The 25827-nt window shown below is 45.3% G+C and carries 20 protein-coding genes and 1 other annotated feature; of the genes, 18 read left to right on the top strand and 2 right to left on the bottom strand.

Features of this window, described 5'->3' with window-relative positions; genetic code table 11:
• Positions 1–120 precede the first annotated feature (120 nt).
• The 13 genes from cysS (at position 121) to ACYQ0Y_RS04720 (ending at position 9608) form a co-directional block, all read left to right on the top strand.
• Positions 121–1536 (top strand): cysteine--tRNA ligase, encoded by a 1416-nt coding sequence (gene cysS / locus ACYQ0Y_RS04780; RefSeq protein ID WP_407884701.1) that lies wholly within the window; start codon positions 121–123, stop codon positions 1534–1536.
• A complete protein-coding gene (locus ACYQ0Y_RS04775) occupies positions 1529–1960 on the top strand; it encodes a Mini-ribonuclease 3 (protein WP_407884703.1) in 432 nt (143 codons plus the stop codon). Before cysS ends, ACYQ0Y_RS04775 begins: the two co-directional genes overlap by 8 nt.
• Positions 1950–2774 carry a 23S rRNA (guanosine(2251)-2'-O)-methyltransferase RlmB gene (gene rlmB / locus ACYQ0Y_RS04770; protein WP_407884705.1) on the top strand — a complete coding sequence of 275 codons (825 nt, stop codon included), beginning with the start codon at positions 1950–1952 and terminating at the stop codon, positions 2772–2774. Before ACYQ0Y_RS04775 ends, rlmB begins: the two co-directional genes overlap by 11 nt.
• A 327-nt stretch (positions 2775–3101) precedes the next feature.
• Positions 3102–3698, top strand: coding sequence for an RNA polymerase sigma factor (locus ACYQ0Y_RS04765; RefSeq protein WP_407884707.1), 597 nt, complete (start codon positions 3102–3104; stop codon positions 3696–3698).
• Positions 3699–4013: 315 nt separating this feature from the next.
• On the top strand, positions 4014–4163 hold the full coding sequence (gene rpmG / locus ACYQ0Y_RS04760; protein ID WP_407884709.1) for a 50S ribosomal protein L33: 150 nt from the start codon (positions 4014–4016) through the stop codon (positions 4161–4163).
• Positions 4164–4174: 11 nt separating this feature from the next.
• Positions 4175–4351 (top strand): preprotein translocase subunit SecE, encoded by a 177-nt coding sequence (gene secE / locus ACYQ0Y_RS04755; RefSeq protein ID WP_407884710.1) that lies wholly within the window; start codon positions 4175–4177, stop codon positions 4349–4351.
• Between the two features lie 138 nt (positions 4352–4489).
• Positions 4490–5041 (top strand): transcription termination/antitermination protein NusG, encoded by a 552-nt coding sequence (gene nusG, locus ACYQ0Y_RS04750; protein ID WP_407884712.1) that lies wholly within the window; start codon positions 4490–4492, stop codon positions 5039–5041.
• 114 nt (positions 5042–5155) lie between these two features.
• Entirely contained in the window at positions 5156–5581 is a 426-nt protein-coding gene (gene rplK / locus ACYQ0Y_RS04745; protein ID WP_057811427.1) for a 50S ribosomal protein L11, read from the top strand.
• Positions 5582–5781: 200 nt separating this feature from the next.
• Positions 5782–6474, top strand: coding sequence for a 50S ribosomal protein L1 (rplA, locus tag ACYQ0Y_RS04740; RefSeq protein ID WP_407884715.1), 693 nt, complete (start codon positions 5782–5784; stop codon positions 6472–6474).
• Positions 6475–6513: 39 nt separating this feature from the next.
• Positions 6514–6642 (top strand) — a sequence feature (ribosomal protein L10 leader region).
• Between the two features lie 23 nt (positions 6643–6665).
• Entirely contained in the window at positions 6666–7175 is a 510-nt protein-coding gene (rplJ, locus tag ACYQ0Y_RS04735) for a 50S ribosomal protein L10 (RefSeq protein WP_407884717.1), read from the top strand.
• Between the two features lie 79 nt (positions 7176–7254).
• Positions 7255–7620, top strand: coding sequence for a 50S ribosomal protein L7/L12 (gene rplL / locus ACYQ0Y_RS04730; RefSeq protein ID WP_407884718.1), 366 nt, complete (start codon positions 7255–7257; stop codon positions 7618–7620).
• Between the two features lie 209 nt (positions 7621–7829).
• On the top strand, positions 7830–8603 hold the full coding sequence (locus ACYQ0Y_RS04725) for a CPBP family intramembrane glutamic endopeptidase (protein ID WP_407884720.1): 774 nt from the start codon (positions 7830–7832) through the stop codon (positions 8601–8603).
• A gap of 129 nt (positions 8604–8732) precedes the next feature.
• A complete protein-coding gene (locus ACYQ0Y_RS04720) occupies positions 8733–9608 on the top strand; it encodes a cation diffusion facilitator family transporter (protein WP_407884741.1) in 876 nt (291 codons plus the stop codon).
• A 102-nt stretch (positions 9609–9710) separates the two neighbouring features.
• Here the strand turns inward: ACYQ0Y_RS04720 and ACYQ0Y_RS04715 are convergent, their stop codons facing one another.
• Entirely contained in the window at positions 9711–10055 is a 345-nt protein-coding gene (locus ACYQ0Y_RS04715; protein ID WP_407884722.1) for a hypothetical protein, read from the bottom strand.
• 650 nt (positions 10056–10705) lie between these two features.
• Here ACYQ0Y_RS04715 and ACYQ0Y_RS04710 point away from each other — a divergent pair.
• The 3 genes from ACYQ0Y_RS04710 to ACYQ0Y_RS04700 all read left to right on the top strand — a co-directional run bounded on the left by ACYQ0Y_RS04710 (position 10706) and on the right by ACYQ0Y_RS04700 (position 12258).
• Entirely contained in the window at positions 10706–10909 is a 204-nt protein-coding gene (locus ACYQ0Y_RS04710; protein WP_407884724.1) for a cold-shock protein, read from the top strand.
• Between the two features lie 112 nt (positions 10910–11021).
• A complete protein-coding gene (locus ACYQ0Y_RS04705; protein ID WP_407884743.1) occupies positions 11022–11756 on the top strand; it encodes a threonine/serine exporter family protein in 735 nt (244 codons plus the stop codon).
• A 28-nt stretch (positions 11757–11784) separates the two neighbouring features.
• Positions 11785–12258, top strand: a complete 474-nt coding sequence (locus ACYQ0Y_RS04700; protein ID WP_407884725.1) for a threonine/serine exporter family protein — start codon at positions 11785–11787, stop codon at positions 12256–12258.
• A gap of 161 nt (positions 12259–12419) precedes the next feature.
• On the opposite strand, the gene ACYQ0Y_RS04695 is transcribed toward ACYQ0Y_RS04700, so the two are convergent.
• Positions 12420–13745 (bottom strand): LCP family glycopolymer transferase, encoded by a 1326-nt coding sequence (locus ACYQ0Y_RS04695; RefSeq protein WP_407884727.1) that lies wholly within the window; start codon positions 13743–13745, stop codon positions 12420–12422.
• A 475-nt stretch (positions 13746–14220) separates the two neighbouring features.
• Here ACYQ0Y_RS04695 and ACYQ0Y_RS04690 point away from each other — a divergent pair, with 475 nt between their 5' ends.
• Positions 14221–14883 carry a phosphatase PAP2 family protein gene (locus tag ACYQ0Y_RS04690; protein WP_407884729.1) on the top strand — a complete coding sequence of 221 codons (663 nt, stop codon included), beginning with the start codon at positions 14221–14223 and terminating at the stop codon, positions 14881–14883.
• Between the two features lie 583 nt (positions 14884–15466).
• Positions 15467–25756 (top strand): MBG domain-containing protein, encoded by a 10290-nt coding sequence (locus ACYQ0Y_RS04685; protein WP_459935457.1) that lies wholly within the window; start codon positions 15467–15469, stop codon positions 25754–25756.
• The last annotated feature ends 71 nt before the right edge of the window (positions 25757–25827 follow it).

Genomic DNA, 25827 nt, shown 5'->3' with positions numbered 1-25827 from the left:
AGCTAAGGCGGTTATTTAGTGGTTGTGTAATTGTCCAGTTAGCCGGCCTTTGCCTAGCAGAGCAATCAAAATATGGTAAAATCACATTAATTACAATTGGCTTAAGGAGGCAACGGTGTCATGATTCAAATTTTTAATACGCTTTCCCGAACAAAAGAACCGTTTGTGCCGCTACACGAGGGCCAGGTGAATATGTATGTGTGTGGTCCAACCGTGTACAATTACATTCATATCGGTAACGCGCGCTCAGTCGTTGCCTTTGATACGATTCGTCGTTATTTTGAATACAAAGGTTTTACCGTGAATTATGTTTCGAATTTCACTGATGTAGACGATAAGATGATCAATGAAGCTGCTCGTGAGGGAATCACGGTGCCAGAGTTAGGTGATCGTTTCATTAACGCTTATTTTGAGGACACTAAGCCCCTTAACGTTGAACGAGCGACCGTAAACCCACGGGCAACGGACAATATCGATGACATTATTGCGTTTGTGGCTGATTTGGTGGCAAAAGGGTATGCTTATGAATCTGCCGGCGACGTGTACTATCGAGCCCGTAAGTTTGAGCATTACACGCAACTGGTCCATGAATCGCTAGATGACTTGGAAACAGGGGCTAGTGACCGTGTAGACGATGGCGATAACGCCAAAAAGGAAGACCCGATTGATTTTGCTTTGTGGAAGGCCGCAAAACCAAATGAAATTTCATGGTCATCACCGTGGGGCATGGGCCGTCCTGGTTGGCATATTGAGTGTTCAGTAATGTCCACTAAGTACTTAGGCGATACGTTTGATATCCATGGTGGTGGACAGGATTTAATTTTCCCACACCACACCAATGAAATCGCTCAAAGTGAGGCCCATACAGGGAAGCAGTTTGCACGCTATTGGATGCACAATGGTTTTGTTACTGTTGGTGATGAGAATCAGAAGATGAGTAAGTCACTGGGCAATTTTATTACGTTGCATCAGATGAACGAGCAAGAAGACCCACAAGCGGTACGGTTCTTCATGGCGACGACGCAGTATCGTCGGCCAATTCAGTACACCAGTGGTAACTTGGCTGACGCTAAGAACAACCTTAAGCGTCTTAAAAACACTTACGATAATTTATCCTATCGGCTTTCAGATGCAAAAGAGGGCCATGACGCCCCTGTCGAACAATTAGCACATGAGCAACAGGTTGTGTTTGAAACGGCGATGGATGACGATTTCAATGCGCAAAATGGTATCGCAGCAATTTATGAATTGGCGAAAGTGATCAACGTGTATTTAACGCGGGAAAAGGTGCAAGCGGCAACCTTGATTCAACTGAAAACGCTATATGCCACCCTCTTACGGGTCTTTGGAATTGAATTTGAGGAAGAATCACTCGCTGATGAAGAAATCCAAGGATTGATTGATGAACGGTTGCAAGCACGTGCCAACAAGGATTTTACCCGTAGCGATGAAATTCGCGATCAGCTTAAGGCACGGGGCATTATTTTGGAGGATACGCCGCAAGGAACCCGTTGGCGGAAGGATACAGATGACTGAAATTAACTATCGTGAACTAAATGGCATGGCGTTGGCATACATTGGTGACGCCGTATACGAAGTGTACATTCGCCAACATCTAATTGAACTAGGCTATACAGTGCCGACCAAATTACATCATCATGCGACCCATTTTGTGTCGGCAAAAGCACAGGCTGCGTTAATTCGCTTATTGGAAATTGATGAAATCTTAACGGATGAAGAAACGGCGATGTTCAAACACGGCCGTAACGCAACGACGCGACATAGCGCTAAAAATACTAATATTGTGACGTATCGAATCTCAACGGGTTTTGAAGCGATCTTTGGTTATCTAAAGTTGACCGATCAGCGTGAGCGACAAGATTGGCTGGCCCAATGGTGCATTGAGCAGGTTGAGGCCGGGCGCACTGAAGAAACAAAGGGAGCAAAGCATGCCAAATAAACGTCAAGCAAATCAGCATCGGCATACCGTCAAGCGACGTGAAGAACCTGCCAAATCAGAACCAGTCGCTAATGAGACAGGTGATTTTATTATTGGTCGACATCCGGTAGAAGCCGCATTAAATTCTGATCAACAAGTGAATAAAGTTTTCATTCAAGAAGGGTTACACGCAGATATCCTGCATAACATTGCTAATTTGGCTAACCAGCGCGGCTTGATTATCAGTACCGTGCCAAAACAAAAATTAGATCAAATGACGGCGGGACAAAATCACCAAGGCGTCGTGCTAGCAATACCACCATTTGATTATGCTTCGCTGGATGATTTATTTGCCAAAGCGGAAGCTGCAAATGAGCCGCCATTTTTCTTAATTTTAGATTCTATAGAGGACCCGCATAATTTGGGGTCGATTTTGCGGACAGCTGATGCAGCCGGCATTCACGGAATTATTATCCCTAAACGGCGAGCGGTTGGACTAACTTCGGTGGTGTCAAAGACGTCCACCGGTGCGATCGAACATATACCAGTTGCACGAGTGACAAATCTAGTTGCTACGGTCAAGACCCTTAAAGATCGCGGATTGTGGATTTTTGGCACTGACATGGCTGGCACCGATTATCGCCGGTGGGATGCGACCGGACCGACTGCCCTCATCATTGGTAATGAGGGAAAAGGGATTGCACCGCTCTTAAAAAAGTCTGTTGACGAGATGTTGACAATTCCAATGATTGGCCAAGTACAGAGTTTGAATGCTTCTGTTGCAGCTTCACTATTGATCTACGCGGGCTTTAACTCCCGCCATCCTTTAACATAATTATTGATGAGAATATGAGTTTTTTTGATGATGACCTTTACCCGCCACTGATCACTTGGTGTTGGGTAAAGGTTATTTCGTTTTTGGAGGGAACCCGAACCATTTTTCCATTGTGAAGTGTAACGCGGCAAATTTAGACGATTGCTGTTAAAGTGGCGATGTTTTGTTTGGTTTTTCTACGAATGACAGAAGTTCAAATTATAAGAAAGCCGATGACTCAGCAAAGCCTTAAATTGTTAAAACGTGTGTTTGGTTGGCTAAAGGGGACTGCTTTTTTAAATTAAAATCATCAAATGGTGATGCTCTTTACAGGAAGCAGGTGCAGAAATGGTTGGTTGGGATCGTGAAACAGAAGACCTCGTAATTAATGATGCCGATACTGGCGATCGACAAGCGTTTGAACGGTTATTTAATCAGTATCAGCCGCTGGTAGTTAAGTATTACTATCTATTGCATTTTAAGGGGATTTTAGTTGATTACGACGATTGGCAGCAGGAATCACGAATCGTCCTGACTGAAACATTGAAACGATATCACGGTCGCAAGTTCGGCGAGTTCGGCGCCTATTTTAAGACGAATATTCGGAACCGTGGTTTTGATTTAAAACGCCAGCAGAATGCACTTAAACGACGGGCCACGGAATTTAGTGAATCAATCGATGATGAGAGCCAAAATAATTTAGTCGACCAGTTGCGGGCATTTGGATTGACTGGCAGCCACCAATTAAATTTGCAAGTCTATTTAACGCGACTGAAGGCGTTACTGTCACCATTAGAAACGTTTGTCTGGCAAGGACTAATTAACGGAATATCGATTGCATATCTCGCTTATGTTGGTGGTGTTGATGAGGACCGGGTTACCAATGCGATTAATCGCTGCCATATTAAAGCAACCCGAGTTTTTCGAGCTATGCAGCGAGAATGATGTAAGAAGATTACCCAGTCTTGTTCACACTTAGTTGGTAAAAAAAGTGCTTATGACCGGCGCAGTGATGTCTCTAAAAAAACCAGGTTAAAATTGAGGGTGATCGCCGGCTGATCAAAGATGTAGTTGTAGCATCCGACGCTGACATAGTCTGAGTTAGCACTTGTCTAAAATTCTAACCCACTAAAAGTTGTCATCATGGACTGATTTATTCAATTGACACCGTCAGAATCGCGTGCTAGTCTGATTTAGATATTAATTGTTGAAGATCGCTTATTTTGTGGTGATCTAAATTTTGTACTGGAGGTGCCAGAGATGGCCAATCGTAAAGTCGCACTGGCATGTTCAGTGTGTGGATCACGAAATTACACTATTTCATCCAATCCTAATCGGACTAATCGGCTTGAAGTTAATAAATTCTGTAAACACTGTGGTCAATATACATTACATCAGGAGACAAAGTAGGAGGATAACTCATGCATTTATGGCGCTTTTTAAAGAGTGTGATCGCTGAATTGAAGATTGTTCGGTGGCCAACTGCCAAGGAAAATCGGCGTGATTCTTCGATTGTGCTCCTCGTCTCAGTGATGTTTGCGCTATTCTTCGCACTAATTGACTGGGGCATGCAGGCCCTTGTGACTTGGCTGGCTTAGCCAATTGACACAAGCATGTTTCTTGTATTTGGTCAAAGTGGTCAAATAGCATTATTTTTGATATACTGAGTTTGTTGGAAAACTTCGTTGCGTGCGAAGTTTTTTTATTTTGTCGATTGTTGGATGGAGGAATAGAACATGGCGGAAACCGCTGAAAAACTATGGTATGTGTTACACACGTATTCTGGCTATGAGAATAAAGTGAAAGCAAACTTGGAATCCCGGGCACAATCCATGGGAATGTCTGATTACATCTTTCGTGTCGTAGTACCAGAAGAAGAAGCACAACAGATTAAAGATGGTAAAGCTAAGACAGTGGTTGAAAATGATTTTCCGGGTTACGTGCTCGTTGAGATGATCATGACGGATCAAGCTTGGTATATCGTTCGTAATACTCCTGGCGTCACTGGCTTCGTGGGTTCTCATGGCGGTGGGTCAAAGCCAACCCCACTATTACCAGATGAAGTGAGCTTAGTATTAAATCGTATTGGCGTTGATGCGCGCCATCAAAGTGATTTTGATGTCGAGGTTGGCGAATCTGTCCGGATCGTTGATGGGGCCTTTTCTGATATGGTTGGTAAAGTAACAGAAGTTGATGACGAAAAACAAAAATTAAAGGTTAATGTTGACATGTTTGGGCGAGAAACTTCAGCGGAATTGAACTTTGCCCAAGTCGATAAAATCCAGTAATCGCTTGTCAGTAGTTGATCAACATGGTAAACTACTACGGTATGTGTTTACACATGCCGTGGGAGGCGCAAAACTTATGCGCCATCAACGACCACAATCAAGGAGGAATTGAACATGGCTAAAAAAGTAGCTAATGTTGTTAAGTTACAAATTCCTGCCGGTAAAGCAACACCTGCTCCGCCGGTTGGTCCTGCTTTAGGTCAAGCAGGAATTAACATCATGGGATTTACAAAGGACTTTAATGCCCGCACTGCTGACCAAGCAGGATTGTTGATTCCAGTTGTTATCACGGTGTACGAGGATCGTTCATTCGACTTCGTCACTAAGACCCCGCCAGCTTCTGTTCTACTGAAGAAGGCTGCTGGTGTTGAACATGGTTCTGGCGAACCCAACACGAAGAAGGTTGCTACGGTAACTAAAGCGCAAGTTGAGGAAATTGCCAAGACTAAGATGCAAGATCTAAACGCTGCCGACGTTGAAGCCGCTATGCGCATGGTCGAAGGTACTGCACGGAGCATGGGCTTTACTGTAGAAGGCTAAGCCTAACTTTGACGGTACGGATACTCGGCAAAAGCTGAATGTATCAGGTGGAAGAAAAACACCGAGCAGAAATGAGCGTTAAGAAACGGCACACAGTGAGTGAGATGTCATTTATCGACTAGAGTGACAGCTCATGCATAGTGTCGAAATTCCTGCTGAGCGTTTTTCGCCATTACCACATTTGCAAGGAGGAAAACACAATGGCCACTAAAAAGGGCAAGAAGTATCAAGAAGCTGCCAAGCAAGTCGATAAGACAAAAGCTTACAGCGTAGAGGACGCCGTTGCCTTGGTGAAGAAGATCGACTTCGCGAAGTTCGATGCTACAGTTGAAGTTGCCTTCAACTTAAACTTAGACACCAAGCAGGCAGACCAACAGTTACGTGGGGCAATGGTTTTACCTAACGGAACTGGTAAAACACAACGCGTCATCGTATTCGCAAAGGGTGAACAAGCCCAAGCTGCTAAAGATGCAGGTGCTGATGAAGTCGGTGATACTGATTTGGTTCAACGTATCTCTGATGGTTGGTTAGACTTTGACGTTGCAATTGCAACACCAGACATGATGGCTCAAGTTGGCCGTTTAGGTCGCCAATTGGGGCCTAAAGGCTTAATGCCTAACCCTAAGACGGGTACGGTTACCATGAACGTTGCCCAAGCTGTCAAAGACGCTAAGGGTGGACAGGTGACTTACCGGACCGATCGTGACGGAAATGTTCACGTTCAAATCGGTAAAGTATCATTCTCTGAAGACCAACTTGTTGGTAACTTCAAAGCGATTGAAGACGTGATTGTTCGTGCACGTCCAGCCGCTGTTCGTGGGACTTACGTACAACACTTATCTGTTGCTTCAACGTTTGGCCCAGCCGTAACGGTTGATTTAGCTAGCTTCTAATTCAAGCATTGACGTGAATGAGTTGCTTTGCTAAGATGATCTAGTAATTTAATTTTACCTAAGACTCAGGTGGCTTTGTGCCTTAATATCCTGCCGAGGCAAAGCGATTCGTGTGAATGACTTTGAACCCGCTGTCTTAGATTAGGACAGCGGTTTTTTTAGGTAAAAAATCAATCATGGAGGTGTAAAACGTGAGTAAAGAAGCAATTGCAGCAAAAGCTGCCATCGTTGACGACGTTGCGAAAAAATTAACGGACGCCAACTCAGTTGTTGTTGTTGACTACCGTGGTTTAACGGTTGAAGAAGTAACGGATTTACGTAAGCAATTGCGTGATGCCGACGTTGCTATGGAAGTTATCAAGAACAAGATCTTAACTCGTGCCGCTGAAAAGGCTGGCGTGGCTGATTTAAACGATTCTTTCGTTGGACCAACTGCTGTTGCCTTTGGTAATGGGGAAGATTCCATTGCCGCAGCGCGGATCTTAGCTAAATTTGCTAAGGATCATGATGTCCTTGAAATCAAGGGCGGTATGATGGAAGGTAAAGTTGCCAGCGTTGAGGAAATCAACACATACGCAACCTTGCCAAGTCGCGAAGACTTACTGTCAATGCTGGCTTCCGAATTGCAATCACCAATTCGCAGCTTTGCCTTTGCAGTTAAGCAAGTGGCTGATAACAAAGATGACGAACCAGCTGCTTAATTATTTAAGCTCGACTGATCATTACCTGATTAATTTACCGGCTTGACCGGAACACATTTAAAAATGGAGGATTACAATCATGGCTTTAGACTCACAAAGCATTGTTGATCAATTAAAAGACGCAACCATCGTTGAATTAAACGACTTGGTTAAAGCAATCGAAGAAGAATTTGGTGTTAGTGCTGCTGCTCCAGTTGCAGCTGCTGGTGCTGCTGGTGGCGACGCTGCTGCTAAGACTGAATTTGACGTTGAATTGACTAGTGCCGGTTCAGCTAAGATCAAAGTTATCAAGGCTGTTCGTGAAGCAACTGGTTTAGGCTTGAAGGACGCTAAGGACTTAGTTGATGGCGCACCTAAGAACATTAAGGAAGGCTTGTCTGAAGACGATGCCAACGCTTTGAAGGCTACTTTGGAAGAAGCCGGCGCTACGGTTACTGTTAAGTAGTTCCTTTCGAAGAAGATAAATTCATACTGCGTAAGCGATTCTGCTTGCTAATTTGAATTTGATTAAAGTCTTGCCATATTTTACTTGGTAAGGCTTTTTTTGTTGCAGTGATGGATAAAGGGTCACTCGCTGATAGTTAGCGGGTCCGATTACTTGAGATGGAGACTTAGTTAGATTAAGCTAAAAAAATCTTCATAGGGGGTACCAACATGAATACACAGACTGAGACACGTTTTTTTCTTGAGAAGAAACAATCGGCTATTGATTTACCCTTAATTGACACACCAACTCAATCTTTAGCCAATTATTGGTTCATTGCATTGGCAAGCATCGCCATTATTTTATCTCAGGTTGCTACCAACTTTGTCAAGACGGCTAATCCAATTGAATTAGGACTGGTTGGTCTGTATCAAACTTTTGGCCCTTTACTACTCTTTTTATTGTTATTTCGGTATGGCGCCAAGCAACCGCTAAAAACATTGTATCGTCGTTTTTCAGTACGTGATCTAGGGGTAATGCTCCTATTCACTGTTATCAATTTAGCTTATGGGCAGTTGGCGTCTTCCTTTATCCCTAGCGTCGCTAATAAAAGCATTGTTGCCAGTACTGGTCATGGGAGTCTAGCAAATAAAATCCTCCATTTCACAACTAACTCGATATTAAACGTACCTGCCTTGATGATTGAAGAATTATTTGGCATTATTTTATTCTTAGCATTGGCAGCGATGATTAAAAAATATGCCCATCAGCGACGGAATGCCAGCATGTGGATTGCACTCGTGATTTCAATGTTTATGTTTGGCCTCATGCACTTTTATGTATACGATTGGCATTTGGCACAAATGTTCTTCATCATTGGCGTTTCCCGTTTGATTACAACAGGACTTTATATTCGAACCAAGTCGATCTGGCCGGCCTTTTTTGCCCACTGGTTAACTGATACGTTCATTATGTTCGTGACTACATTTACGCTGTGGCAGTAAAATAGCCATAAATCGCTTTTTGTGTTTAACCCTTCATATGCGATAATGAACAGTGAGCGGTGGACGAGTGGATCGGCTCATCGTATCTCTTAGTTAGAGAGGAGGGCGACCATAGTGCAAGAAACGAAAATGACGGGCGCCCGATTTTTATTTGTTACCTTACTTAATTTATTAATCACCGTTGCTGAAATTGCTGGGGGACTAGTGTCTGGATCATTGGCCTTACTGTCAGATGCTTTTCATAATTTAGGCGATTCTTTGTCGATTGTTTTAGGCTATGTTGCTCAAAGAATTAGTGGCAAGCAGCAGAATCGCCAACGAACATTTGGCTATCGACGAGCAGAAATTCTCGCAGCCTTTGTCAACGGTTTATTCTTAATTGGTGTTTCTGTGGTATTAATGGTTGAGGCAGCGCGTCGCTTTATGAAGCCTGAACCAATTAACGGCGATATCATGTTAATCGTCGCCGTTATCGGGCTACTTGCGAATTTGATCTCTGCTATTTTGATGCACCGCGGAGCTGAAGAAAGCCTAAATATCAAGGCAACCTACTTACATGTCTTGGCTGATGCTTTATCTTCCATCGCGGTTATTATTGGTGGGGTGTTAATCGTTGTCTTTAACATCACGTGGATTGATCCTTTGTTAACCTTACTTGTTTCATTTTATATCATCTATGAAACGTGGCCGGTGATTCATGATTCGATCAGTATCTTGATGCAAACGGCGCCACAGCTAGACTATGATGCGATTGCTGCTGATATTACCACGATTCCTGGCGTCATTCGGGTTCATCATATTCACGCATGGTTGATTGATGAAAATAAAGTGGTCTTTTCGGCGCACGTGAATATGCAAGATGTGATGCTTAGTGAAGCGGAACAAACGGTAGCTCAGATCCGTGATCTATTAGTACAAAAGTATCATTTATGTCATGTCACCATTCAGCCAGAGGTTCATCATGGCGCTAACGACGCGTTATTCGTGAACAAGGATCGTCTATAAAAGGTAGCATTGTCAAAATAAAAAGCTGTTATCCACAGTAATGTGGGTGACAGCTTTTTGTCGAGCATAGATTCATTGGGCTAATTATATTCTGAGTGATTATTACGCGGTTGCCAGTTGAGCAAATTGTTGTTGGTACCAACCGGACCATGGTATCTCTGAATGGCCATTAGTGTAAAAGCGCAATCCAATCTCATGCAAGAGTTGGCGATAATCATCACTATTAAAGTTCACACTAGTGGTTAAGCGTTCCTCAGGCGTAAATGATTGATTCAAAGTTAACTCGTGATTAATGTTATCAATGTATCCGTGCTGGTGATCATAGGTGGAAATCAATTCTAGGTTACTTTGTTGCCATAAACCAATATAAAACTTGGCAAAATCGGTCACTGCCGTTGTTTGAGCGGAATGATCGAGTTCGTCAATAGCTAGCAGTTGTTCTGCCATATTAACGCCTCCAAATTATCATTCAGTGTCATTTTAGCACTTTTAGAAGTTGAACAGGATGATTTGAATTTACATACGATCAAGAATTGATCCAATTTTAGCTGGATTATTAACGGTTTAGCTCGATAATGGTCGACATTTATGATAGAAGAAGTGGCAACGGATAAATATTGCGAGATCAGCAAAAACGCCAAGGCAGTCGTATACCTTATTGAGGGGTCTAGTAAGTTGAAATTCAGTAGTTGTTTGAAATTACTGTAGCACGTTTACTAGGAGCGTGCTAACTTGGATGCCTGTAATTTATTTGGCGACAATGTGCAGATTTGTGGCAGGAAGCCACCAGTTGTGCAAAAATTTTATTCATCTTGAAGCCTTAGTTGAATCGATTTGTTGGTCTTCAGGCCTAGGGAGGACGCTACGATTCAGTTATAATTTTGGGGCGTCGCAAACGTCAACCTGCTCAATAAATTTATTTTTACAAGACTAAGGCATGGTCAAAAAACCGCTTCCTATGATACAATTATTGTGTAGTTTGGTTCGGGAATGATGGTTAGATCGGCTCATGCTTGTTCGTGACAGTCCCCATTTGTACCAGTGCCAATTTACAAACTTTATAAACTGCGTACAGACGCACAGGAGGACTCAACAACATGGCAGAACACGGTACTGTTAAATGGTTTAACGCTGACAAAGGCTTCGGTTTCATCACCCGCGAAAGCGGCGACGATGTTTTCGTTCACTTCTCAGCAATCCAAGGCGATGGCTTCAAGACGCTTGAAGAAGGCCAAGGTGTTACTTTCGATGTTGAAGAAAGTGACCGTGGACCACAAGCTGCTAACGTCGTAAAAGACTAATTAATAGCAGAATTTTGGCGGTGTCGGGCTTCCAGTAGGAAGGCGACACCGCTTTTTTTTAATCCATCATCATGAAACGGAAGTGATTAGTGTGCAGACAGCTCAATTAGTCATGAATACCGCCCTGCTGGCTGGGGAAATTTTGTTAAGCAATGGTTCGGAAATTGCTCGGGTGGAGGATACAATGACGCGAATTACGACTAATGCTGGTTTTAAACAAGCAGATGTTTTTGTGTTATTGACCGGGATCACGATGTCCTTACCAGAAGTGGGATTGACACAAGTACGGCCAATTCACACGCGAACCATTGACTTAGAAAAAGTTGATCAGGTTAATACGTTATCACGTCAGTTCGCCGCCCAAGAAATTGATTTAAGAACATTTAATCGACGTTTACATCAAATTAGTGCAGCCGTCGCGACGTTCCCTTTTTGGTTACAAGACTTGGCGGCAATTGTGGTTAGTGTCACGCTAATGGTAGCCTTTACGCACATTGATGACTGGGTGACGGTTGGCTTAACAGCACTGGCTGGTGGGGTTGGATATGCTGTCTTTTACTACATAAATCATGAGGTGCGCATTCGTTTTCTGTCTGAATTCTTAGCGGCTTTATTAATTGGCTTAATCGCGGATCTGGGTTTGATGTGGCTAGGCCTGAGTCGTCCTGCTCGGGATGCGGTCATCATCGGGGCACTCATGCCATTAGTGCCTGGCGTGCCACTTATGAATGCTTTTCGTGATACAATCGCTGGCAATTTTTTGAGTGGTCCGGCACGAGCCATGGAAGCAGTGCTTTCGGTTGGTGCGATTGGCGTTGGCATTGCGCTGATGGTGAGTTTGAGATAAGTCGTTTAAATAAAAGAGGGATGAAAGCATGCAATTATTATGGGCTGGTCTTTTGGCGTATTTAGCGACTGTGGGTTTCGGCATCATTTTAAACATTCCGCGACGAGCATTGAATATTGCCGGCTTAATCGGGCTAACTGGCTGGGTCGTTTATACAGCAATTGAAGCTTTGCCAACTAGTTACAAACAATTGTCGCTAATGGCACTCGGGATGTTGGCTGCTAGTATCGCGATCGGGTGGTTGAGTAGTTTTGCTGCGCGACATAAACATATGCCGGTTATTTTATTCAACATTCCTAGCTTGGTCCCGTTAGTTCCTGGCGGCCAGGCTTATCAGATGGTCCGTAATTTGGTCCTGGGTCAAATGACCGAAGCAATGGGATATCTCGGCCAAGTGGTTGTCGTAGCAGGAACGATCGCTTTGGGATTTCTACTAGCTGAATTAAGTGAACGTGTGTGGCGTCGCGGGCAACGCCGGTGGAAGTTAACACAAAACCATTAAAGAGGCATGCTAAAAAGGTCACTTCATAATAGAAGTGACCTTTTTAGCATGCCTCTTGAGTTATTCATTGTTTAGTTAAATTTGACTTTTGTCGAAGATTACTGATTGACCAGACGGGACTAATGTTCGTTCATGACTCAGATTGTTTTGCTGTGAGTGTTTTAGTATCCGTAACCTGTGTAGCCACCAGTATTCTTAGAATCTTTCCCAGTGGCATTAGCTGTATCCCCCGAGGTGTTTGAATTACCAGCACCGTAATTAGGGTTGAGTGAGCTGTCAGAGCCACTGTTGTAGGCCTTGTCATATTGCGAGGCCGTATTTGTGTCTTTGCCCCAAGTTGAAGCGGTGTCGGCTGTTTCACCGTAAGAAACTGATGGCGCATAAGCCGCTAGTGAGGCAGGGACATAGCTAGCAAAACGTTTACCTGTTTTTGCTTTTGGTAATTGCAGTTGTTTTCGGACCTCGTTGGTGATGCGTTGCTTCTCCGTCGTTGGCAGCACTTCAAAACTTTGGCCGGCGATATCGTCACTGACTCCCTGAACGTGGTCTGAGACAACATGTTTCGTAGCAGGGCGATAGTTATTAGCCAAAGCAATCATATCGCCAAAAGTGAAATCGGTTCGTGACTGACTCGCAATAGAATTTAAAAAGTCTTGATTTAATAAGTTCGATAAGTTGCCACTCTTCTTTAACAATGCGGTAATTACGATTCGCTGACGCAGTGTTCGGCCATAGTCACTCTCAGGATCTTGATAGCGCATTCGGGTAAATTTAAGCGCTTGTGCACCATTAACATGGATCTTTTTGCCCTTAACGAATTTTTGGTTTTCATAAGTGAATGAGAGTGGCGGCACAATGTCGACACCGCCGACTTTGTTGATCACTTTTTCTAAGCCACCCATGTTGAGGAGGGCGTAGTAGTCAATTGGCACGTTAAAGAGTTTTTCAGTTGTTTTAATAGCTGTTTTTGTCTGACCGAAGTAGTAGGCGGCATTGATCTTAGTTGGAAATTCGTTTTCATAACCGACAACCGACACTAGTGAGTCACGTGGAATGCTGATCATCGTGGTCGTCTTCTTTTTTGGATTAACAGTAACTAACATCATTGAGTCGGTTCGCCCGCCAGCCCATGCCTTAGAGTTTCGTCCCAAGGCACCGACGTCGGTGCCCATCAACAGGATTGAAATAGGTTTACCCTTCTTGATTTTGGCACTAACGTCTGTTGCCTTGGCGCCATTAACTGAATTAAACATCTCATTAGAAGAATGTTTTAAATTGTTGTATAGCTTGAAGCCAAAACCGCCAATAACCAATAAGAGCACTGCAATAATTGCAAAAAAGGTGTTTCGAATGGGATGGCGATGACGTCTAGGCGGTTTAGGGTCGTTATTTTGAGGTGACGCCGAAGATGAGTCTTCGATAAAATGATTGCCATGCGTTCGCCGATCATAGCGATTTAAGCGCGAGTCTTGATTGTCGTTGTTCATAAATTCCTCCGGGTTAGCTAGGTCTGATCACCATTGCAGACGAGCACGGTTAGATAAAAGAAGTCGATCGTGATCTAAAAGTCGTGATCAGCCAAAATAACTGGCCACAAATTAAATGGACTTGTTATTGATAAAACAAGTTTGTTGGGTGGCAGTAATGGTAGCTGCAAATCGTCATTCATTGTACCAGTTGGTAACAATGACCACACTCATTCTAAGGATTTGTAATCTGATTATCTCGACTTAAGCCATTTCTTTAGAAATCTTTTCCGGTTCACGACAAACTAGGGGCTAAAATAAGGATCAAAATTGTAGTAGTCTTGGCATTACAACATTTTTTAAGGAAGCCTTAACTGGTTAAAGGAGCGTAAAGCTCATGAACGAACCACGGCGATTCGGCAAGGGTGTGCTATACTTTGTCAATGGTCTTTTGACCGAATTTAGACCCCGGTAAACGGGGGGAGGTTCAAAATTTATGTTGATTGAGAAAGAAAGGGGCCGCGGACTCATCTTAACCGTGACCACCATCTTGTTTTTAATGTTAGCGGCAATGGCAATGCGGCAATCGCAGTTGCTTGGGTTGATTGATTCAGAGATGGTCAATCGCATTCCACGTAATAGTGCTTTCGCCACAGCTGTGTTTTCAGCAATTACGAAACTAGCTAGTCCGTCATTTGATTTAGTCTATATGGTGCTGATCGCCGGTTGCTTATGGTTCTTCCATTATCGTATTCCAGCCTTGTGGGCATTAGGATACGGTTTGGGAGGGAATGTTTTAGGCACACTGATTAAGCACATTGTGGCTCGATCCCGTCCGATCGGTCATTTACCCGCTGATGATGGTTATAGTTTTCCCTCTGGACATGTGTTGGGCACCTTCATGGTGGCAGCTATTTTGTTTTTAGTGGTTCTACCAGTGATCAAAAGCCGATTACAGCGCCTGCTAATTCAAACGATTCTATGTATTTGGGTGTTGCTGGTGATGTTCAGTCGAGTCTTCCTACAGGCACATTTTCCGACAGATACGATTGGCGCCGTATTGCTTGCGTACGCTTGGTTGCAGGTGGCTGAATACTTGTACATATGGTTAGCGCCCCAGTTAAAACAATGGTCTTGGTTAAAAACATCAAAGCTTTAATGAGCAAAAGTCTACATGACAATGTAGGCTTTTTTTGTTGTGCTAAGTCACTTTGTTACCCCCACTTAGCATAATTTTGTTAATTGGATCAGTTTGCCAACTGCCCAATTCGGCTAGTGTTGATCATTTATTTGATCCCCATGGAGCGACTGAGCGTGTTGCTGTATCGGCTAGTATGCAATAAGAATTATGAAGAGGCGTTTAACAAGTGCTCCTAGTGGTAACAGATTCGAAAATGTTATAAATTGTACGCAATAGGTTTATTAAATGAACTAATGATAATAAATCAATAAATTGTTTTAGCGTTGTCTATTTTAAACCGAGTTTTATAAGCCCAACTAACAGCATTAATGACGTTAATAAAATGTAACGAAATAGTTATTAAATATGATTAATTTGAATCAATATAATGCCTTAATTATTGACCTATTAATGCTACAATTAGTGATGTCACAAATAAGATAACCATTTATTTAAACGTTCTTTTTTAGCCTTAACTTAAGCGAGTAAATAGTTTTATTTCTTCAGTTAACTTTTTTGTGCTGAATGGATGACTGGACGAACTTAGGCCTCGGAGGAGCATATGAGAAAGCAGAATCAAGCACAATCGGAACATTACAAAATGTATAAGAAGGGCAAGCAGTGGCTATTTGCGTTAGTGACGCTATTTGGTGTCGGCATTACGGCCAACCTGACGACTGTCCATGCGGCCACTGATAGCGGCCAGCCGGCTGAAGCAGCAGCCAGTCCGACGAGCAACCCCATGCAAGAAATCTCCTTAACGACGAGCAGTGCCTCAGGGGTTGCCTCAGCTGCCTCAGCACCTGCTAGTCAACAGTCATCTGGTGACACATCATCAACGACTTCACCAACTGATAGTGAAGCGAAGTCCGTTACGACTGATTCCACGACGAGTACTGAAGCACAGCAGCAATCGGCAACCATCCAGGCGACCGCTAGTGATCAAAAAATGGCGACTTCAACGGCGCCTGATTTAAGTGTAGCTTCACAGACGACGACACAAGCGGCTAGTTCGACGACTAGTGACCAAATAGCACTGCCAACTATGGCACCAACAGCGGTCCGCATGAATACAGTGGCTGACGGAATCGAGCGAGTTAGTTTGTTAGCGACGGATGCTGTGTCAGCCGCTGATCAGCCGACTGCACCGACGCTAACTGGGGCGCCTTCTTTATCTAATTTTTATGTGAATGGCGCTACTGTTACCTATAATCAGAGCACAACCTTATCTTTGAACCACATTTATAACCCCTCAGGTAGTCAGCAACTATACGGAGTCTATGTTGTATTACCGCCGTCAGTTATGGGGGCCTCATTATCTGTGATCCAACAGGCAGCTAATAACCTGGTTACAACGATGCAAAATGAAAAATATTCGATTGCTTCTATGACCGTCTATCAGTTGCCAAATTCGGTTAGTGGGCGGGAAGTCTATTACTTACGTCCTAATGATGGTGCTAATGCCGCTGGTGCTATAACAGCCGTTGAGTTTGACTTTCCAATTCAAACCGGATTAGCTACTGATCCAGCCGTGCCCGTAAGTTGGCAGATGAATGCAAACACTAATGATCAGTTAATAACGAACACGGTTATGTTTGCTGGGGCAAGTAATTATACGTCAGGTGGTTTCTATCCGACCGTTAGTGCGACAACGGTCGGTATAATCGGGGCTGTCGACCAGAATGTACAAGGAATTGTATACTCCGGTATTGCCCGAAGCTTTTCTTATAAACACTCAACAATCGTTGACACATACAATGTGATTGATGGTACCACTGGCAAACAGATCACTTCAAAAGCAGTTCAGGGTCTGGATGGCAGCAGCTACTCACGAGCTACACCATCGACAGGAACGAATACAAACGCAGTTGATACTTTAGCTTCATTGGGCCTAAGTTCAACACAGTATGATCAGGCCAGCATGACGATCAATTCGGGGACGTTTTCTGATACTGAATATTTCTCTGGTGATACGACTGGGACGGGTTCCAGCTTTCCGGGCAGTACGTACACGATTACCGTCTATGAGAATGCCGCCAAAGTTGCTGTTAATTATGCCTATGAGCAGTTGGATGCTAATGGAAATCCAGTTTTGGGTAGCGATGGTAAGCCAATTCTGACACCGATGACGGGGCTAGATGCAAGTTCATACCCAACGGAGGCAACTTATCCAAATGGCACCGTGTTAAACGGCACTGATGTTAATTATGTAATTCCCACGAGTGTGACGACACCACCAACGGGTTATACTTTTGCGTCAACTCAAGGCTCTTTGACGGGGGCTTTGCTGAATACGCCACAAACAGTAACAGTTATTTTTAAACAAGATCCGGCCACTGTTACTGTGAATTATTATGCAGTAGATCCGAATGGCAATCCTTACTATAGTTATGATGTTAAAAATGATGACGGCAGCGTGACTACACAGTACACGACGGATTCAAGCACACCGGGAGCAAAGCCGTATTTGCTAAATCAAAGTGGTGAAGTTCCTCCTCTGGACGGCTTTTTTGGTGACACCTATACGACAAATGCTCCAGCGCAGGTAACCGATCTTGTAGCCGGTCTGCCATATCATAACTATTATCAACTATACGGAACCATTGATGCTAATGGCGTAGTGACAAAGGGTGCGGCCTCTATTTCTGGTAATTATGGGGCAGGTTCAAATACCATTGGTTTCTACTATGTCAGGCAGGTACCCACTAGTGAAACGTATACGGATACGTTAGGAAATGTGTTGGCAACACCGATTAATCAGGCCTGGATTGATGGTCAAACAATTTCCTTATCTGAAATTAAGAGTTTTGACGGGACCACCATTGATTGGGATAAGTCAATAGTCTCTCTGGTTGATACCATAACACCGTCTGCACCTGAATCTATTCGGGATTTTGTTACTACAACTTCCGAACTTTCTCAGCCAGCTACTGATGCCCAAGTTTTAGCAGCTTGGCCAGGATTTTTACAAGCTTTTTCTGCTACAAAAGTGGCTGCAGGAATGCAGTTTGCTGCTGTTACGATTAATTACGTGTATAAGCTAAATGTGACTGATGTTATCCTGCAAGGTGGCAGTAAAGTTTACGATGGGCAGCCAATTACGGCAGCCGTCACGGCAGTGACCACCATGCCAAATGGACTAGTGACGACTGGCTTGAGTCAAGGGACGGATTACACCGTTAGTGGTTCAGATTCCGAGCTGACGAATGTTGGATTATACACGGTGACGCTGACAAAAGAAGGTTTGGCAAAGTTAGAAGCACAGAATCCTAACTATGACTTTACGGGGATCACCGCCAGTGAGGTGACTACAACCTACAAGATCACACCAGCCGCAGTGACTGATGTCACCCTGCAAGGTGGCAGTAAAGTTTACGATGGGCAGCCAATTACGGCAGCCGTCACGGCAGTGACCACCATGCCAAATGGACTAGTGACGACTGGCTTGAGTCAAGGGACGGATTACACCGTTAGTGGTTCAGATTCCGAGCTGACGAATGTTGGATCATACACGGTGACGCTGACAAAAGAAGGTTTGGCAAAGTTAGAAGCACAGAATCCTAACTATGACTTTACGGGGATCACCGCCAGTGAGGTGACTACAACCTACAAGATCACACCAGCCGCAGTGACTGATGTCACCCTGCAAGGTGGCAGTAAAGTTTACGATGGGCAGCCAATTACGGCAGCCGTCACGGCAGTGACCACCATGCCAAATGGACTAGTGACGACTGGCTTGAGTCAAGGGACGGATTACACCGTTAGTGGTTCAGATTCCGAGCTGACGAATGTTGGATCATACACGGTGACGCTGACAAAAGAAGGTTTGGCAAAGCTAGAAGCACAGAATCCTAACTATGACTTTACGGGGATCACCGCCAGTGAGGTGACTACAACCTACAAGATCACACCAGCCGCAGTGACTGATGTCACCCTGCAAGGTGGCAGTAAAGTTTACGATGGGCAGCCAATTACGGCAGCCGTCACGGCAGTGACCACCATGCCAAATGGACTAGTGACGACTGGCTTGAGTCAAGGGACGGATTACACCGTTAGTGGTTCAGATTCCGAGCTGACGAATGTTGGATCATACACGGTGACGCTGACAAAAGAAGGTTTGGCAAAGCTAGAAGCACAGAATCCTAACTATGACTTTACGGGGATCACCGCCAGTGAGGTGACTACAACCTACAAGATCACACCAGCCGCAGTGACTGATGTCACCCTGCAAGGTGGCAGTAAAGTTTACGATGGGCAGCCAATTACGGCAGCCGTCACGGCAGTGACCACCATGCCAAATGGACTAGTGACGACTGGCTTGAGTCAAGGGACGGATTACACCGTTAGTGGTTCAGATTCCGAGCTGACGAATGTTGGATCATACACGGTGACGCTGACAAAAGAAGGTTTGGCAAAGCTAGAAGCACAGAATCCTAACTATGACTTTACGGGGATCACCGCCAGTGAGGTGACTACAACCTACAAGATCACACCAGCCGCAGTGACTGATGTCACCCTGCAAGGTGGCAGTAAAGTTTACGATGGGCAGCCAATTACGGCAGCCGTCACGGCAGTGACCACCATGCCAAATGGACTAGTGACGACTGGCTTGAGTCAAGGGACGGATTACACCGTTAGTGGTTCAGATTCCGAGCTGACGAATGTTGGATTATACACGGTGACGCTGACAAAAGAAGGTTTGGCAAAGTTAGAAGCACAGAATCCTAACTATGACTTTACGGGGATCACCGCCAGTGAGGTGACTACAACCTACAAGATCACACCAGCCGCAGTGACTGATGTCACCCTGCAAGGTGGCAGTAAAGTTTACGATGGGCAGCCAATTACGGCAGCCGTCACGGCAGTGACCACCATGCCAAATGGACTAGTGACGACTGGCTTGAGTCAAGGGACGGATTACACCGTTAGTGGTTCAGATTCCGAGCTGACGAATGTTGGATCATACACGGTGACGCTGACAAAAGAAGGTTTGGCAAAGTTAGAAGCACAGAATCCTAACTATGACTTTACGGGGATCACCGCCAGTGAGGTGACTACAACCTACAAGATCACACCAGCCGCAGTGACTGATGTCACCCTGCAAGGTGGCAGTAAAGTTTACGATGGGCAGCCAATTACGGCAGCCGTCACGGCAGTGACCACCATGCCAAATGGACTAGTGACGACTGGCTTGAGTCAAGGGACGGATTACACCGTTAGTGGTTCAGATTCCGAGCTGACGAATGTTGGATCATACACGGTGACGCTGACAAAAGAAGGTTTGGCAAAGCTAGAAGCACAGAATCCTAACTATGACTTTACGGGGATCACCGCCAGTGAGGTGACTACAACCTACAAGATCACACCAGCCGCAGTGACTGATGTCACCCTGCAAGGTGGCAGTAAAGTTTACGATGGGCAGCCAATTACGGCAGCCGTCACGGCAGTGACCACCATGCCAAATGGACTAGTGACGACTGGCTTGAGTCAAGGGACGGATTACACCGTTAGTGGTTCAGATTCCGAGCTGACGAATGTTGGATCATACACGGTGACGCTGACAAAAGAAGGTTTGGCAAAGTTAGAAGCACAGAATCCTAACTATGACTTTACGGGGATCACCGCCAGTGAGGTGACTACAACCTACAAGATCACACCAGCCGCAGTGACTGATGTCACCCTGCAAGGTGGCAGTAAAGTTTACGATGGGCAGCCAATTACGGCAGCCGTCACGGCAGTGACCACCATGCCAAATGGACTAGTGACGACTGGCTTGAGTCAAGGGACGGATTACACCGTTAGTGGTTCAGATTCCGAGCTGACGAATGTTGGATCATACACGGTGACGCTGACAAAAGAAGGTTTGGCAAAGCTAGAAGCACAGAATCCTAACTATGACTTTACGGGGATCACCGCCAGTGAGGTGACTACAACCTACAAGATCACACCAGCCGCAGTGACTGATGTCACCCTACAAGGTGGCAGTAAAGTTTACGATGGGAACGCGATTATCAATGCCGCGACGGTTACCTTACCAACCGGTCTGACGGTGCCTGAATTAACTCAAGGCATCGATTATCTAGTGACCGGTGATAGCGACAGTTTAATCAATGCAGGTAAGTACAAAGTCGTATTGACACAGGCAGGGCTAGAGAAACTTGCAGCAGCTAATGATAACTACGACTTTAGTCACGTTGAACCAACCGATGTGACGGGGCAGTATGTTATCAATAAAGCTCAAGCGACAATTACTGGTAACAATCTGACCCACATTTACGATGGCAATACGGTTCAGCCAACTGCGACAGTGACTGGCGCAGTTAATGGGGAAACGATCACCTATGATCCACTGACTGTGGTTGGACCAAATGTAGGTCAATACAACTTCACCCCAACTGCTAGTGATACTGCGGTGAATAAGAATTACAACTTTACCTACAAATTAGGCACAGTAACGATCACGCAGGCGGCGTTGACACAGACTGATGTTGATTTGACCAGTGGATCGAAGACTTATGATGGTCAAGCCATTACCGATGCAACCACGGTTGTGTTACCAACTGGTTTGACAGTCCCCGAATTAACACAGAATACTGATTATTTGGTGACCGGTACAGATGAACAGTTAATCAATGCAGGTAATTACACCATTACGCTGACGCAAGCGGGATTAGACAAACTTGCGAAAGCAAACACCAACTATGACTTTAGCCACGTTGAACCAAATCAAGTGACGGCTCAGTATGTTGTCAATAAGGCCACAGCCACCATTGCCGGTGTTACAGATAGTAAAACCTATGATGGGCAAACTGCTCAACCACTCGCGACGATAACCGGTGCGGTCAATGGTGAAAAACTTGTTTACACGATTGGCGAAGTTGGACCAAATGCGGGCACGTATGACTTTACGCCGACAGCGGACAAGGATGCAGCTGTTAACCAAAACTATGATATTACGGTGACTGGCGCTCAATACACGATCAATAAAGCTACGGCTACGATTACGGGCGATAATGTGACCCACGTTTACGATGGCAACACGGTTCAGCCAACCGCCACGATAACTGGTGCGGTCAATGGTGAAACACTTAGCTATGATCCACTTGCCGCCGTTGGACCGAATGTAGGTCATTACAACTTCGCCCCAACTGCGAGTGATGTAGCGGTGAATCAGAATTATAACTTTGTGTATAACCCAGGCACGGTAACCATCACGCCAGCTCCGTTAACGCAGGCAGATGTTAGCTTAACCGGTGGCGAAAAGACGTATGATGCCGCGGCTATTACCAATGCAGCTACGGTAACATTGCCAACGGGGTTAACAGTACCGACTTTAATTCAAGGTACCGACTATGATGTGACTGGGCTGGATGCTAATTTGAAAAACGCCGGCTCGTACACCATTACATTGACGCAAGCCGGTTTAGACAAACTAGCTGCCGTAAATGATAACTACGACTTTAGTCAAATTAATCCGGCACTTGTTAAAACAAACTATGTTGTTCATAAGGCAACGGCGACATTGACTGGTAATAGTCAAACCAGTGTCTTTAACGGGCAGCAAGTCACACCAATGGCTACGGTAACTGGCGCAGTCGACGGTGAAACGATCACCTATGCGCCTATTCAGGCAGTCGGTCCAGATGTGGGAACGTATTACTTTATCCCTCAAGCGACTAATGATGCAGTCAATGCTAACTATGATATTAAGGTTGTTGCCGGGACGATTGTAATTCAGCCAGCCATAGTGACCGCTGTCACGCTAGTAGGTAGTACGAAGACCTATGATGGACAGACAATCACGAAAGCCGCCAGTGTCAAATTACCATCTGGCTTAGTCGCACCTGAACTAATGCAAGGCGTTGATTATACTGTTACTGGATTAGATCCAGACTTGACGAATGCAGGCAGCTATACGGTGACATTAACGGCCGCTGGCTTAGCCAAATTAATGGCGGCTAACAGTAATTATGACTTTAGTAAGATCACTGCTAACCAAGTTACGACCACTGCTGTCATTAACAAGGCCAATGCAACGATCGCCGGTAACGATGTCACCCATGTTTATGATGGCAATACTGTAACACCAACGGCGACGGTAACTGGTGCGGTCAATGGTGAGACAATTCGGTATAATGCGCTAGATCCAGTTGGTCCTAATGTTGGTCAATATGCCTTCACCCCAACTGCCAGCGATAATGCGGTGAATCAGAATTATAACTTTACCTATGAAGCAGGGAAGGTAACGATCACCCAAGCGCCGCTACCCCAAGCTGAGGTTGCCTTAAAAGCTGGCGCTAAGATTTATGATGGTCAAAGCATTAATAATGCGGCTACAGGAACCTTACCAGCTGGTTTGACGGCGCCTGAATTAACACAAGGTATTGATTATCTAGTGTCGGGTGCTGACGACCGTTTGACCAATGCCGGTACTTACAAAGTCACGTTGACACAAGCCGGCTTAAACAAACTAGCTGCTGCCAACACGAATTACGACTTTAGCGGCATTGACCCAGCCAAAGTAACTGACACGTATACCGTTAGCAAAGCCCATGCCACCATCACTGGCATTACGGATAGTAAAACTTATGATGGTGGGGTTGGCCAACCAACGGCCATGGTCACTGGGGTGGTGGCTGGTGAGCAACTCGTTTACACGATTGCCTCAGTTGGGCCAAATGCGGGAACGTATGACTGTGTACCAACGGTAGGTGAAGATGCCGTTAACCAGAATTACGAAATTACGGTGGCTGGTGGCCAATATACGATTAACAAGGCCAATGCAACGATCGCCGGTAACGATGTCACCCATGTTTACGATGGCAATACTGTAACACCAACGGCTACCGTAACTGGTGCGGTCAATGGCGAAACCATTCAATATGGTGCATTAGATCCGGTGGGTCCTAATGTTGGTCAATATGCCTTCACGCCAACTGCCAGCGATAATGCAGTGAATCAGAATTATAACTTCACTTATGAAACAGGTACGGTGACGATCACTCAAGCAGCACTAACCCAGGCTGACGTGACCTTGCAAGGTGGCTCGAAGACTTACAATGGACAATCAATTACCAACGCCGCCACGATTACCTTACCAACTGGTCTGACGGTACCGGAATTAACCCAAGGCACTGATTATCTAGTGTCTGGCGCCGACGACCGTTTGACCAATGCTGGCACATACAACGTCACCTTGACGCAAGCTGGATTAGATAAGCTGGCGGAAGCTAATGCTAACTATGACTTTAGCCAGATCAATCCAGCCCAAGTTAAGGGGCACTATGTCGTCAATAAGGCGTTAGCAACCTTAACGACCGATTCAGCTACCAAAGTGGAAGGTAACCATGATCCGCAATTGACGGCGACTGTGACTGGTCTAATCGGTCAGGATCAGTTGAATTACACGGTTAGTCGAGTAGCCGGTGAAAATCCGGGTCAATATCAACTAACGGTGGCAATGGGCGATAATCCAAACTACGATGTGCGGATAACTAACAGCGGCTCGTTGACGATCTTGGCCGCGGTCACAGTGAACTATGTCGATCAAGATGGCAACTCGATTGCTCCGGATCAACGTCAGACACTGACTGGTCAGGTCGGAAGTACGCTGACAATCACAGCACCAACGATCGCCGGGTACACGTTGATGCCAGGTCAACCAACGCGTTACGTGGTGACGAATATGACTGGTCAGACGGTGACCTTGCAGTATCGCCAGAATGCGTCGGTTACGGCTCATTACTATTTGGTTGGCACAACTCAGCAGCTAGCGGACAGTGAGACGCAAACGAGTGGCGTTGGGTTAGCTTATACGACCAAGGCCAAAGCGATTGCGGGATATACGCTGGTCGCTACGCCAAGTAATGCGACAGGACTGTATGCTGGTGAGCCAACGGACGTTAACTACTACTACACCGTTGATTACACGGTCGTTGCGCAAACCCCAGATGGCACTGCTTTGCCGGTTGGGTCAATCTCGGGAACCGGGACGCCAGGGGAAGCCATTACCGGTTTGCCGACGTTATCAGGTTACACGTTGACCCAGACACCGGTGGTTCCGGATCAGCCGGGTCAGGTTGTTGCGATTTATACACCAAATACCGAACAGCTACAGGTTAATTACTGGCTCAACGGCAGTAAAACAGCGATTTTACCAAGCCAAACGGTCAGTGGTCCATTTGACAGCGCTTATCAAATAACGCCGTTAGATATTCCAGGCTATACATTAGTTTCAACGCCAGCTAATGCCAGCGGTACGTTTGGACTGGAAAATGTAGATGTTACGTACTATTACGAACTTAATTACACGTTGCAACCCGTCGATGAAAATCGTCGTCCAATTGATGGAGCGTCCTCAGTTAGCGGGCATGGCATACCAGGACAAAGCATTGATTTATCAACATTACCGTCCATTCCTGGTTACACACTAGTCAGCCAGACGGTGAACGTTCCTGATCAACCTGGAGTAGTTAATGTTCAATACGTTAAAAACAGTGAGCCAATTGATCCTGGCGATGGTGGTCAACCAGTAGGACCAAGTAAGCCTGTTGATCCAAATGAGCCAGTCGGGTCTAATCAATTCGGCAACGGTGGTAGCACAACACCTGGTCAGAATGGGTCTAGCACGGTTTCAACAGGCCATGAAGTGGATCAAATAGGTTCGACTAATCAGGAGCAAAGTGATGTGTCACAGCTGACCAACTTGCCGAAAACGGCAGCGCGTCAGCAAATTAACTGGGCATTACTGGGTGCTAGCTTCATGTTTAGTGGCTTTGCGTTCATTCTGCTAGGCAAACCACGTCGCAAACAGAATCGTCGATCAACCAGAGTAAGCGGCAGTCGGCATTAATACGTCTGTTGTTTGGTCAAAAGTCGAAGTGATTTAAGTAAGTGAGCACCTTTAAGCGGTCGTTATTTCCC

This window comes from Furfurilactobacillus curtus (assembly GCF_054657915.1).
The sequence above is the reverse complement of the archived record's forward strand: the minus strand, read 5'-3'. Positions and strand labels throughout refer to the sequence as shown.

Bases quoted from the DNA above. Each gene is read 5' to 3' on its own strand.
- ACYQ0Y_RS04715 (WP_407884722.1), bottom strand. From the start codon at position 10,055: ATGGCAGAACAACTGCTAGCTATTGACGAACTCGATCATTCCGCTCAA.
- ACYQ0Y_RS04695 (WP_407884727.1), bottom strand. From the start codon at position 13,745: ATGAACAACGACAATCAAGACTCGCGCTTAAATCGCTATGATCGGCGA.
- ACYQ0Y_RS04700 (WP_407884725.1), top strand. From the start codon at position 11,785: ATGCAATTATTATGGGCTGGTCTTTTGGCGTATTTAGCGACTGTGGGT.
- ACYQ0Y_RS04775 (WP_407884703.1), top strand. From the start codon at position 1,529: ATGACTGAAATTAACTATCGTGAACTAAATGGCATGGCGTTGGCATAC.
- nusG (WP_407884712.1), top strand. From the start codon at position 4,490: ATGGCGGAAACCGCTGAAAAACTATGGTATGTGTTACACACGTATTCT.
- cysS (WP_407884701.1), top strand. From the start codon at position 121: ATGATTCAAATTTTTAATACGCTTTCCCGAACAAAAGAACCGTTTGTG.
- secE (WP_407884710.1), top strand. From the start codon at position 4,175: ATGCATTTATGGCGCTTTTTAAAGAGTGTGATCGCTGAATTGAAGATT.
- ACYQ0Y_RS04705 (WP_407884743.1), top strand. From the start codon at position 11,022: ATGAATACCGCCCTGCTGGCTGGGGAAATTTTGTTAAGCAATGGTTCG.
- ACYQ0Y_RS04690 (WP_407884729.1), top strand. From the start codon at position 14,221: ATGTTGATTGAGAAAGAAAGGGGCCGCGGACTCATCTTAACCGTGACC.
- rplK (WP_057811427.1), top strand. From the start codon at position 5,156: ATGGCTAAAAAAGTAGCTAATGTTGTTAAGTTACAAATTCCTGCCGGT.
- ACYQ0Y_RS04710 (WP_407884724.1), top strand. From the start codon at position 10,706: ATGGCAGAACACGGTACTGTTAAATGGTTTAACGCTGACAAAGGCTTC.
- ACYQ0Y_RS04720 (WP_407884741.1), top strand. From the start codon at position 8,733: ATGACGGGCGCCCGATTTTTATTTGTTACCTTACTTAATTTATTAATC.
- rplL (WP_407884718.1), top strand. From the start codon at position 7,255: ATGGCTTTAGACTCACAAAGCATTGTTGATCAATTAAAAGACGCAACC.
- ACYQ0Y_RS04725 (WP_407884720.1), top strand. From the start codon at position 7,830: ATGAATACACAGACTGAGACACGTTTTTTTCTTGAGAAGAAACAATCG.
- ACYQ0Y_RS04765 (WP_407884707.1), top strand. From the start codon at position 3,102: ATGGTTGGTTGGGATCGTGAAACAGAAGACCTCGTAATTAATGATGCC.
- rplA (WP_407884715.1), top strand. From the start codon at position 5,782: ATGGCCACTAAAAAGGGCAAGAAGTATCAAGAAGCTGCCAAGCAAGTC.
- rlmB (WP_407884705.1), top strand. From the start codon at position 1,950: ATGCCAAATAAACGTCAAGCAAATCAGCATCGGCATACCGTCAAGCGA.
- rpmG (WP_407884709.1), top strand. From the start codon at position 4,014: ATGGCCAATCGTAAAGTCGCACTGGCATGTTCAGTGTGTGGATCACGA.
- ACYQ0Y_RS04685 (WP_459935457.1), top strand. From the start codon at position 15,467: ATGAGAAAGCAGAATCAAGCACAATCGGAACATTACAAAATGTATAAG.